Genomic DNA, 11481 nt, shown 5'->3' on the forward strand with positions numbered 1-11481 from the left:
TCTATCTCTTACGAGGGACGCGCGCCCACGTAGCGAGAAGCAGGACGGATGAGGCGGGCGAGGGCCCGCTGCTCCTGCACGTGTGCGTACCAGCCCGCCACGCGGCCCACCGCGAAGGTGGGGGTGAAGAGCGTGCGCGGCAGCCCCACCGTGTCCAGGAGGACGGCGGTGTAGAACTCCACGTTCGCGTGCAGCGAGCGGTTCGGATAGCGCGTGCGCAGCACGCCCTCCGCCGCGCGCTCCACCGCCCGCGCGAGCGCGACCCGGCCCGTGGTCACTCCCGCGCGCTCGAGCCGCTCCACCTGCGCCTCCAGCACCGCGGCCCGCGGATCGCGCACCCGGTACACCCGATGCCCCATGCCCATGATGCGCCGCCCCGCGGCGAGCTCGCCCTCGAGCCAGCTCTGCGCGCGCGAGGGCTCCCCGATGGCATCCAGCATGTCCAGCACCGGCCCGGGCGCCCCGCCGTGCAGCGGGCCCTTGAGCGCGCCCACCGCGGCGGTGATGGAGGACACCGCGTCCGAGCCGGTGCTCGCCACCAGCCGCGCCGCGAAGGTGGAGGCATTCATCCCATGGTCCGCCACCGTCACCAGGTACGCGTCCAGCGCCTGCGCGAGCGCCTCGGGCGGCCGCTCCCCCGTCACCATCCGCAGGTAGTCCTCTGCGTGGCCGAGCGAGGCCTCGGGCGCTACTGGCGCGAGCCCGCGCTGCACCCGCGCCCACGCCGCCGCGAACACCGCCACGGCTGCCGTGAGCTGCTCGGCCTCGCCTGCGTCGGGGCGCAGCGGGAGCTGCGCGATGCAGGCGCGCAGTGCGTCCATCCCGTCCGGCATCGCGAGCGCCCCCGAGAGTGCGGGCACCTGCGAGAAGGCGGCCACCCGGGCCGCGCCGAGCTGCGCAGGGGCGAGCTTCCCGGTCCACAGGAGCCCGCTCACCTCCTCGAAGCGCCGGCGCCCGGCGAGCGCCTCGATGTCGTGCCCCGCCACGATGAGCTGACCGCGCTCGCCGTCCACCTCGCTCAGCACCGTCTCGGCCACCACCACGCCCTCCAGCCCACTCGCCACTGCATCCCGTCTCGCTTCCATCGTCGTCCTCCCTCACCAGGTCCTGCGCCTGTGTCTAACGGGAGGCCCTGCTCCATCAACGTTGATTCGACAATCCACCTACGCGGCCTGATACACCCTCCGTGCAGAGTGAGCGCACTGGTCCGCGCAAGGTTGATTCGACAATCCACGTTGGCCGCCGGAGGCACGCCATGGCGAAGGATGACGGTGACGCGGAGCTCTCCTCGGCCGAGGCCGCGGCGCTCCTCGACGTGAAGCTGCCCACCCTCTACGCGTACGTGAGCCGGGGGCTCCTGCACAGCATCCCCAGCCCGGACACGAAGAAGCGGCGCTACCGGCGCGAGGACGTGGTGCGGCTCAAGGCGCGCCACGATGCGCGCTCGGGCCACGGCCCGGTGGCAGCCAGCGCGCTGCGCTGGGGCGAGCCGGTGCTGGACTCGGCCATCACCTCGGTGAGCGGCGGGCGGCTGCGCTACCGCGGCCACGACGCGGTGGAGCTCGCGACGGGGGGCACCCACTTCGAGGCGCTCGCCGAGCTGCTGTGGACGGGAGCGCTTCCCGCGGAGCCTCCCGCGTGGAGCGCACCGGGGCTGGGGCTTCCCGGCGCAGTGCTCGCCTCACTCGTGGGCAACGCCCCCGCGCCCGTCTCCGTGCTGCAGGTGCTGGTGCCGGCGCTGGGGGCGCGCGATGCAGACCGCTTCCTCGCCACGCCCGAGGCGGAGCTGCCCCGGGCGCGCGTGCTCCTCCTGCGCATGGCGGCGGCGCTCGCCCTGCCCGCTTCGCCGTCGCGGGCGCAGGCGGCGCTTCAGGCGCCGAGCGTCGCGCACGCGGCCGTCGTCGCGCTGGGGGCGCGTCCCACGCCGGGGGCGGTGCGCCTCGTGGACCTCGCGCTGGGGCTGTTCGCGGACCACGAGCTCAACGCCTCCACCTTCACCGCACGCGTCGCCGCCTCCACCGGGACGGACCTCTACGCGTGCATCGCGGCGGCGCTCGCCTCGGTGTCCGGCCCGCGCCACGGGGCGAGCTGCGACCGGGTGGAGGCGCTGCTCGCGGAGGTGGGCCGCCCGGAGCGCGCCGCGAGCACCCTGCAGGCACGCGCGCGCCGGGGCGACGCGCACTTCGCCTTCGGTCACCTGCTCTACCCTGCGGGCGACCCACGCACCCAGCCCCTGGTGCAGGCGGCGCTCGCGCTCGCCCCCAAGCTCCCGGCGCTGCGCACCCTGGAGGCAGTGATTCAGGTGGGCGAACAGGCGACCGGGCAGCGGGCTGCGGCGGACTTCGGCCTGGTGGCGGCAGCGCTCGCGGCGGGGCTGCCTCCGGGCTCGGCCACGGCCCTGTTCGCCCTGGGGCGCACCGCAGGCTGGGTGGCGCACGTGCTGGAGCAGCGGGCCGCGGGGTTCCTCCTGCGGCCGCGCGCCCGCTATGTAGGCCCGTGAAGCGGGGTCTCCGAGGCCCCACCCCGTGGCAGGCGGGGGCGAGTGTGATAGAGCCGCGCGCCCCATGCAGTCCATCCTCCTCGTCCTGCTCGGCGCCTGCAGCTACGGCGCGCTCTCCACCCTGGTGAAGCTCGCCTACGGGCGCGGCTTCGGCACGGGCCAGGTCGTCGGCAGCCAGATGCTGCTGGGGGCGGCCCTGTGCTGGCTGCTCGCGCTCGCGAAGGGCCGCTCGCGCGCGAGCCCGCGCCAGGCGCTCGCGCTGATGGCCGCGGGCGCGCCCGTGGGGCTCACCGGCTGCCTCTACTACGCGTCCCTGCGCTACCAGGGCGCGGCGCTCGCGGTGGTGCTGCTCTTCCAGTTCACCTGGATGGGCGTGCTGGTGGAGGCGGTGCAGGCGCGGCGCTGGCCGGGCAAGGAGAAGCTCGCGAGCCTCGGAGTCCTCGCGCTGGGCACGCTCTTCGCGAGCGGCGTGGCGGAGGGCGGGGCGGGGAGCCTCAGCCTCATCGGGCTGGGCCTCGGACTGCTCTCGGCTGTCTCGTACACGGCCGTCATCCTCGCCAGCGGCAAGGTGGCGCTCGCCATCGATCCCTTCGTGCGCAGCGCGTGGATGGTGACGGGCGGGCTGGTGGTGGCGCTCGCGGTGTTCCCGCCGGCCTTCCTCGTGGACGGGTCGCTCACGCACGGACTGTGGCCGTGGGGGCTCGCGCTGGGCTTCCTCGGGATGGTGGTCCCCACGGTGTGCTTCGCGCGCGGGATGCCGCACGTCGGCCCGGGGTTGGGCGCGATCCTCGGCGCCGCGGAGCTACCCACCGCGACGCTGATGGCCACTGCGGTGCTCGGCGAGCAGATGACGGCGCTGCGCTGGGTGGGCGTGGTGCTGGTGCTCGCGGGCGTGGCGCTGCCCGAGCTGCGCGTGCGGCGCGCGGCCGTGCAGGCGTAACCGAGCGCCTTCGGATATTTCGCACCCCGAGGCAGCCGCCCGCTTGCGCTTCCGCTGCGGGCTCGGGCATCGTCGCGCGGGAAAGGGCGGCTCGGGTCGGCGAGCCGCGCAGCTCCATGCGCACGCTGCATCGCTCCCTCGCCCTCGCCTCGCTCGCTCTCGCACTCGCCGGCTGCAGCAACTCCCTCAGCGTCCAGGAGCGGGCTGCGGTTCGGCAGGACGCGCTGAAGTTCATGAGCGGGTCCCGCATGCATCTCGACTCCGGGCTCGCGCTGTACTGGCTCCTGGAGCGCGACCGGGTCCTGCCCACGATGACGCCGGAGCAGGCGCTGGACGCCATCCAGGCGAGGGGAGACACGGGGTGCGAGATCTACACTCGCGCGACCTCGACGACGCTGCGTGTGGAGGATGGGCCGCAGGTCAACGGCTGCTACTTTGGAATCGACAAGGGCGCGCTCTACACGGTGACGGCCGCCCGGGACACCGCGGGCGAGCTGGAGCTGAACGTCCAGGCAGAACTTGCGGACGGGAGCACCTGGTCTGGGCGGCACGTCGTACGCCCCTCGTCTGAGCACTCACCTTTCGAGATCGAGGCACCTTCGCTGAGCTTCAAGGGCACGGCGCGGTGGGCGCCCTCGGGCGGGCGCTTCACGCTCGACGGGACGGGCGAGGCGCTCTGGTCCGGCGCCGCTGCGCGCCCGTACCGCATGGAGGAGTTCATCCTGTCGCCCGGAAGCTGCGCTCCCGCCTGGGGCGACCTGGTCATCGAGTACCAGGACGGGCTCGAGTACGCGGATCTCGATGCCCCGGACCGGCCCCAGCGCATCGACGGCCCGCTCGAAGCGGCCCTGCACTTCGAGCCGGGCGTGGTCGCCGTCACGCTCGATGGCAAGCGCGAGTCGCGCTACTTCGACGAGCTTCAGTGCACCAACCCCTGGGCCTTCTAGGCCTCCCCTCAGGCCGTCTTGCTCAGCACGAAGGCCGCGAGGAAGCCCAGCACGGTGATGAGGCCGCTGAGGTTGTGCGTGCCCTCGAAGGCCTCGGGAATCATCGTGTCACTGAGCATCGCGAGGATGGCCCCGGCCGCGACCGCGTTGGTGACGGCGACGGCCGCGGGGCTCACACCCTGGAAGGCCACGTAGCCCACCAGCGCGGCGAGCCCCGAGGCGAGCGCGATGCCGCCCCACACCCCGAACACGTAGCCGCGGCTGCGCCCCGCGCGCCGCATCCCGGCGCTGCTGGAGAGCCCCTCCGGCACGTTGGAGAGGAACACCGCCGCCACCGCCACCAGGCTCACGGTGCCGCCCGCGAGCAGGCTCACTCCGATGACGATGGACTCCGGGATGCCGTCCAGCAGCGCCCCCAGCGCGATGGCGAGCCCGCCGCCGCCCTCGCCCTGTCCCGAGGCCTTTCGCTCCTCGGCCTGCTGGGTCCCGGAGCGCTTGCGGTGCTTCGCTCCATGGCGCGCGAGCAGGATGCTCGCGGCGCTGTACACCCCGGCGCCCGCGACCGCGCCTCCCCCTGCGCTCCACGCTCCGCCCTGCTGGAAGGCCTCGTCCATCAGCTCGAAGGAGAGCGCCGAGATGAGCACCCCGCTGCCGAAGGCCATGATGCCGGCGATGAGCCGGCGCGGCAGAGGCGCGAAGTAGCCCACCGCGGCCCCGAGCAGGAGCGCGCTGCCCGCGAGCAGCCCCCACAGCCCCGCCTGCAGCCACCCCGGCATCACGCCTCCTGCTCGAAGCTCCACACGGTCTTCACGTCGTCCGGCCGCCGCTCGAGCGCCTCCTGCCAGCGCGAGAGCGGCACCTCGCGGGTGATGAGCCGCGAGAGCCAGGCCGGGTCTGCGCGGGCGAGCGCCTCTGCGCCCTTCTCATAATGGCGCCGGTTCGCGTTCACGCTGCCGAACACCGCGTTGTTCTCCAGCACCAGCTCGCGGTTCAGCATCCCGAAGTCCACCGCGATGTTGCGCCCGCCCGAGGAGACGCCGGTGAGGCACACGATGCCGTTGGGGCGCACGAGCGTGAGCGCCTCCACGACGAGTTCGCCCACGCCGGTGCACTCCAGCACCACGTCCACCTCGCCCACCTCGCGCATCGTGGCGCAGTGGTAGTGCGCCCCCAGCGCGCGCACGAGCCCCGGCTTGGGCCCCTCCTTCACGCGGTCCAGCACGTGCACCTCGAGGCCCCGCTGCACGCCCATCAGCGCGCCCAGCAGCCCGATGGGCCCGGCGCCGGTGATGAGCACGCGCTCGGGCGTCCAGCGCGCGCGCTCGCCGATGCGCTCCACGTGCTCCCACGCCTTGGCGAGCACGCTCGCGGGCTCCAGCAGCACGCCGCGCAGGCCGAGCCCCGGGTCCACCTTCACCGCGAACTCCGGGTGCAGCCGGAAGCGCTCGCTCGCGTAGCCGTGGCGCTCCTTGATGCCGCGCTCGGTGTACTGGCCGTTGCGGCACATGTCCCATTCATTCACGGCGCAGTTCGCGCAGGGCACCGGGTCCGGCCTGCGCACGATGCCCACCACCAGGTCCCCGCGCGCGAAGCCGCTGCCGGGCGGCGCCTCGAGCACCTCGCCGAGGGACTCGTGCCCCAGCACCAGGCGCCTCTCTCCGGGCGGCGCCCAGCCGTAGGTGCCGCCCAGGATCTCCCGGTCCGTGCCGCACACGCCCACGGCCCGGGTGCGCACGAGCAGCGCGCCCTCGGAGGGGGGCGGCTCGGGCACCTCCTCGAGGCGCGCGCTGTTCGGGACCTTCGGCTCGACGGTGAGGGCTCGCATCGCGCGGGTCTCCTTTCAGCACCCGTTGCGCCGCTGCTGCGCGGGCCCAGGCTCGGCCTGGGGAGTGAGGTTGAGGGCGGTGTTGATGAGGCCCACGTGGCTGAAGGCCTGCGGGAAGTTGCCGAGCTGCCGCTTCCCTCGCGCGTCGTACTCCTCGCTCAGGAGCCCCACGTCGTTGCGCAGCGAGAGCAGGCGGCGGAACAGCGCCTCGGCCTCGGCGGTGCGCCCCATCAGCGCGTAGTTGTCCGCGAGCCAGAAGGAGCAGGCGAGGAAGGCGCCCTCCCGGCCCGGGAGCCCGTCCACCGCGTGGCCGCTCGTCTCGGAGTCCTTCGCGGGCGAGTAGCGCATGACGAAGCCGTCCTCCAGCAGCTCGCGCTCGATGGCCGCGACGGTGCTCGCGACGCGCGGGTCCGTCGCAGGGAGGAAGCCGACCAGGGGCATCAGGAGCAGGCTCGCGTCCAGGCGATCCGAGCCGTAGGCCTGCGCGAAGGCGCCCTTCCCGGAGTGGAAGCCCTTCGCGCACACCTCGCGGTGCACCTCGTCGCGCAGGGCGCGCCAGCGCTCCACCGGCCCCTCCAGCCCGCTCTTCTCCACCGCCTTCACCGCGCGGTCGAAGGCCACCCAGGTCATCATCTTCGAGTGGGTGAAGTGCTGGCGGGGCCCGCGCACCTCCCACAGCCCCTCGTCCGGCTGCTGCCAGGCGCCCTCCAGGTACTCCATCAGCGCGACCTGCATGCGCCAGGAGTTCGCGTCCGAGTCGAGCGTCGTGCGGCGCGCCTGGTGCAGCGCGTCCATCACCTCGCCGTAGACATCCAGCTGCAACTGGGTTGCAGCAGCGTTTCCCACCCGCACGGGGCGCGAGCCCGCGAAGCCGGGCAGCCAGTCCACGGTGTACTCGGGCAGGCGCCGCTCGCCGGCCAGGCCGTACATGATGCGCAGCTGCGAGGGGTCTCCGGCCACCGAGCGCAGGAGCCAGTCGCGCCAGGCGGCGGCCTCCTTGCGGTAGCCGTTGAGGATGAGCGCGGTGAGGGTGAAGGTGGCATCGCGCAGCCAGCAGTAGCGGTAGTCCCAGTTGCGCACCCCGCCCAGCCACTCGGGGAGCGAGGTCGTGGCCGCCGCGACGATGCCGCCGGTGGGGGCGTAGGTGAGGGCCTTGAGGGCGACGAGCGAGGAGAGCACCTCGTCCTTCCACGGCCCCCGGTACGTGCACTGGTGCGCCCAGCGCTCCCACCAGTGCTGGGTCTCCCCCACCTCGCGCACGGCATCCAGCGCCGGGGGCAGCGGCGTGTGCGAGGGGTGCCAGGTGAGCACGAAGGGCACGCGCTCCCCTTCGCGCACGCGGAACTCCGCCACGGTGGTGAGCCCCTCGCCGTGGGTGGGCACGGGCGTGCGCAGGAGCAGCGCGTCCGGCCCCGCCACCGCCTGCAGCGCGCCGTCCTCGCGGCGCACCCAGGGGACGACGGAGCCGTAGTCGAAGCGGATGATCAGCTCCATGCGCAGCGTCACCTCGCCGCTCACGCCCTCCACCAGCCGCACCACGTCCGGGTCGTGGCCGCGCGGCGGCATGCAGTCCACCACCCGCACGCGCCCCGTGGGCGTCTCGTGCTCCGTCTCCAGCACCAGGGTGCCGGGGCGGTAGCGGCGGCGGGTGGAGCGCACCTCGCCCACGGGCGCGAGCAGCCAGCGGCCGTGGCCCGGCTCGCCGAGCAGCGCCGCGAAGCAGGCCGCGGAGTCGAAGCGCGGCAGGCACAGCCAGTCGATGGAGCCCTCGCGGCTCACCAGCGCCGCCGTCTGCGTGTCCCCCAACAGCGCGTAGTCCTCGATGCGCGGCGCCATATCCCTCCCTGCGCTAGTGCAGCAGCGGCTTCGTGCGCCCGTTGGGCGCGGGAGCCCCTCCCGTGAGCTCGTCTCCCAGCGCGCGGCGCACCTCGCGCGGCAGCGCGTCCAGCGACGTGGCCACGCCGGCCGGAGCCGCGCTGGCGGTCGCCACGCCGTCGTGCGCAGGGGGCGGCCCCTGCGGCGCGCGCGCGTGCAGGGACATCAGGCGCAGCCCGGGCCGCAGCGCGGCGAGCTGCGCGGAGAGCCTCTCGCGCTCCGCCTCGTCCAGGTCCGCGACCGCGAGCGCCACCCGGCCCCGGTGCGCGCGCAGGCGGGCCTCGGCGTCCGCCGCGTCGTGCGCGGGCAGCACCGTGAAGCCCTCCCCCTCCAGCACCCGCTGCACGAGGGCGCGCAGCTCCGGCTCGCGCTCGATGACCAGCACGGCCTCGGGGGCCGCGGCGGCGCGGGGCGCGGGCGCGGCGAGGCGGGGGAAGTAGAGGCGGAAGGTGGTGCCCTGCCCGGGGGCGCTGTCCACGCGCACGTGGCCGCCGCTCTGGCGCACGATGCCGTACACCGCGGGGAGCCCGAGGCCGCTGCCCTCGCCCAGGCCCTTGGTGGTGAAGAAGGGCTCGAAGAGGTGGCTGCGCGCCTCCTCGCTCATCCCCTCGCCGCTGTCCTGCACCTCGAGCACCACGTAGTCGCCCTCGGGCAGCCCCTCGCGCGCGCCGGCCTCCGCGTGGGAGGTGACGAGCGCGAGCTGGCCGCCGTGGGGCATGGCGTCGCGGGCGTTGGCCGCGAGGTTCACCAGCACCTGCTCCAGCTGCATCGGGTCCACGCGGATGCTGCCCGCCTCGAGATCCAACCGGTAGTCGAGCCGGATGCCCTCACCCAGCAGCGCGCGCAGCGCGGGGCCCAGCTCCCACAGGGCGCTGCTCGCATCCAGCACCACCGGGCGCAGCATCTGCTTGCGCCCGAAGGCGAGCAGCTGCCGCGTGAGCCCCGCGGCGCGCGCGGCCGCGCGCTGGATCTGCCGCGCCGAGCCCTCCACGGTGCGGTTGCCCCCGCCGAGGCGCTGCAGGCGCTCGCAGTGGCTGAGGATGACGGTGAGCAGGTTGTTGAAGTCGTGCGCGACGCCGCCCGCGAGCTGTCCCACCGCCTCCATCTTCGCCACCTGCCGCACCCGCTCCTCGAGCTGCTGGTGCTCGGTGATGTCCTCGGCGAGCGCCACCACGCAGTCCTCGCCCAGCAGGCGCACCTGCACGAAGGAGGCGAGCACCACGCGCTGCTCGCCGCTCTTGCGCCGCAGGTGCATCTCGCGCTGCACGAGCCTCCCCTCGCGCCGCAGCACGCTGATCAGCTCCTCGCGCTCCTGCGGCTCCATCCACAGCGAGAGCTCGCGCGTGGTGTGGCCCAGCAGCTCCGCGCGGGAGTAGCCGCTCGCCTCCACGAAGCTGTCGTTCACGTCCAGCACGCGCCCGTCGTGCAGCGTGGCGAGCAGGATGGGCAGGGGCGCGGCGTGGAAGATGCGGCTGAAGCGCTCCTCGCTCTGGCGCAGCGCCTCCTCGGCGCGCCGGCGCAGCGTCACGTCCTTGCTGAAGCCGCTCACCCCCACGATCTCGCCGCCGTCGCGGATGGGGTAGAGCGAGACGAGGTAGGCGCGCCGCCGCCCGTCCACCACGTACTCCTGCTCGTCCGTCACGTGCTCGCCGGCGCGGGCGCGCGCATACAGCGCCTCCCAGCGCTGGGCGGCCTCCGGGTGCTGGGCGCGCAGCATCTCGGGGAAGGCGCTGCCGGGGCGCAGCTCCACGTCGAAGGCGTCGCGCGCGAGCTCGCGAAAGAAGCTGTTGGCCACCACCACGCGCCCCTCGCGGTCCACCGACCAGAGCGCGTCCTGCGTGTTCTCGAGCAGCGCGCTCAGGTCCGCGCGCGAGCTGCGCAGCTCGCGCTCGCTGCGCTTGAAGTCCGTCACGTCGTGGGCGAGCCCCAGCACGCCAGGGCCCCGCCCGCCCGCGCCCGGCAGCGGCTCGAGCACCACGCGGAAGGTGCGCCCCTGCACGTTCACCTCGGAGCTCACGTGCTCGCCGTTGAGCGCGCGCCGGTGCTGGGCGCGCAGGGGGCGCAGCGCGGCGCCGTCCAGCAGCCCCTCCCCCACCCGCCGCTCCATCAGGCCCTGCGCATCCAGCCCCAGCGAGGCGAGCGCCGTGCCCTGCACGCTGGTGAGCCGCAGCCGCTCGTCCGTCGTCCACAGCACCGCGGGCAGCTGCTCGAGCAGCAGGCGCTGGCGGGCCTTGTCCTCCGCGAGCTCCTGCTCGCGGCGCTGGCGCGCCGTCACGTCGGTGCCCACCACGAGGAAGCCCGCGGGGCGGCCGCCCGAGTCCCTGCGGGGCCGGAAGCGCAGCTCCAGCACCCGCGGGCCCCCTTCCGCCTCCTCCTCCACCACCTCGGTGAAGCGCTCGCCGCGCAGCGCCCGCGGCGCGCTCGCCGCGAGCCAGGGCAGCAGCTCCATCAGCCCCGCGGCCGGCTGGCCCACCAGGCGCCGGGGCGGGACGCGCAGCGCCTCGCCCTCCGCGAGCACCACGCGGCCCCGGCCGTCGCAGGTGACCAGCAGCAGCGGCGCCTCCTGCAGCGCGTCGAGCGCCTCGAGCGCCTCGGGGGCGCGCGCGGGCAGCAGGGCTTCCGGTGCTTCAGCGGTGCGCGGCGCCTCGGGAGCGGGCTCGTCGGCGAGCCGGGGCGCGGCCTCCTGCTCGCGGCGCAGCCCCCAGGCCCCCCAGAGCAGCAGCGCCACCGCGAGCGCGAGCAGGGGTCCCGCGAGCGGCGAGCGCAGGCCCGTTCCGGCCCCCGCCCCCAGGGAGCTGGCCAATGCCACCAGCCCTCCCAGCAGGACGAGTCCGAGCGGGAGCGCCTTGTGCTGCGCCGCACGCGCGCTCATGCATCCGGCCCCAGCACCTCCCGGACGCGGCCGGTGAGGTCGTCGAAGGTGAAGGGCTTGGAGAGCACCTCGGTGCCGTGCGGCAGCTCCCCGTCGTCCGAGAGGGCCCGCCCGCTGAAGCCCGTCATGAAGAGCACCTTCAGACCGGGGCGGCGCTCGAGCAGCCGCTGAGCGAGCGTGGGGCCGTCCATGCGCGGCATGAGCACGTCGGTGAGCAGCAGGTGGATGGGGCGCGGGTAGTCCGCCGCGAGGCGCACGGCCTCTTCGCCGCTGCCCGCCTCGAGGATGCGGTAGCCGCGCTCGCGGAGGATCTCCGCGGTCAGATCCCGCACGTCCGGATCGTCGTCCACGACGAGCAGGGTCTCGTTCCTGTCTGTCTGGTCTCCGACCGAGTGGGTGAGCATGCGCGCAGCTCCAATGGCACTGCGCGTTGAAACTATGAACCCCCGGTGTCGAAGGTGAGCGCCCCCACGCTCCCGCGGGCGCTATTCGCCGCGCCCGGGTGCTCGCCTGCCCTGCCGG

General features: G+C 74.4%; 9 protein-coding genes. 3 read left to right on the forward strand and 6 right to left on the reverse strand.

The window, feature by feature from the left end; all coding sequences use genetic code 11:
- Window positions 1-8: 8 nt before the first annotated feature.
- Window positions 9-1085: a citrate synthase gene (locus FGE12_RS07160; RefSeq protein ID WP_153865650.1), complete on the reverse strand. Its 1077-nt coding sequence runs from the start codon at window positions 1083-1085 to the stop codon at window positions 9-11.
- A 170-nt stretch (window positions 1086-1255) separates the two neighbouring features.
- On the opposite strand from FGE12_RS07160, the gene FGE12_RS07165 reads away from it, so the two are divergent.
- The 3 genes from FGE12_RS07165 to FGE12_RS07175 all read left to right on the forward strand — a co-directional run bounded on the left by FGE12_RS07165 (window position 1256) and on the right by FGE12_RS07175 (window position 4387).
- On the forward strand, window positions 1256-2500 hold the full coding sequence (locus FGE12_RS07165; RefSeq protein ID WP_153865651.1) for a citrate synthase: 1245 nt from the start codon (window positions 1256-1258) through the stop codon (window positions 2498-2500).
- A 64-nt stretch (window positions 2501-2564) separates the two neighbouring features.
- A complete protein-coding gene (locus tag FGE12_RS07170) occupies window positions 2565-3440 on the forward strand; it encodes an EamA family transporter (RefSeq protein ID WP_153865652.1) in 876 nt (291 codons plus the stop codon).
- 248 nt (window positions 3441-3688) lie between these two features.
- Window positions 3689-4387, forward strand: a complete 699-nt coding sequence (locus tag FGE12_RS07175; RefSeq protein ID WP_153865653.1) for a hypothetical protein — start codon at window positions 3689-3691, stop codon at window positions 4385-4387.
- 8 nt (window positions 4388-4395) lie between these two features.
- Here FGE12_RS07175 and FGE12_RS07180 read toward each other — a convergent pair whose 3' ends face one another.
- The 5 genes from FGE12_RS07180 to FGE12_RS07200 are packed head-to-tail and all read right to left on the reverse strand — an operon-like array spanning window position 4396 to window position 11363.
- A complete protein-coding gene (locus FGE12_RS07180) occupies window positions 4396-5163 on the reverse strand; it encodes a ZIP family metal transporter (RefSeq protein ID WP_153865654.1) in 768 nt (255 codons plus the stop codon).
- Window positions 5163-6212, reverse strand: coding sequence for a glucose 1-dehydrogenase (locus FGE12_RS07185; RefSeq protein ID WP_153865655.1), 1050 nt, complete (start codon window positions 6210-6212; stop codon window positions 5163-5165). Before FGE12_RS07185 ends, FGE12_RS07180 begins: the two co-directional genes overlap by 1 nt.
- Window positions 6213-6227: 15 nt before the next feature.
- Complete coding sequence (locus FGE12_RS07190) at window positions 6228-8048, reverse strand: glycoside hydrolase family 15 protein (protein ID WP_153865656.1); 1821 nt, start codon at window positions 8046-8048, stop codon at window positions 6228-6230.
- Between the two features lie 13 nt (window positions 8049-8061).
- Window positions 8062-10959, reverse strand: a complete 2898-nt coding sequence (locus FGE12_RS07195) for a PAS domain S-box protein (protein WP_153865657.1) — start codon at window positions 10957-10959, stop codon at window positions 8062-8064.
- Window positions 10956-11363, reverse strand: a complete 408-nt coding sequence (locus FGE12_RS07200) for a response regulator (protein ID WP_153865658.1) — start codon at window positions 11361-11363, stop codon at window positions 10956-10958. The genes FGE12_RS07195 and FGE12_RS07200 overlap by 4 nt, the downstream gene beginning before the upstream one ends.
- Window positions 11364-11481 lie beyond the last annotated feature (118 nt).

The organism is Aggregicoccus sp. 17bor-14 (genome assembly GCF_009659535.1).
GTDB lineage: Bacteria > Myxococcota > Myxococcia > Myxococcales > Myxococcaceae > Aggregicoccus.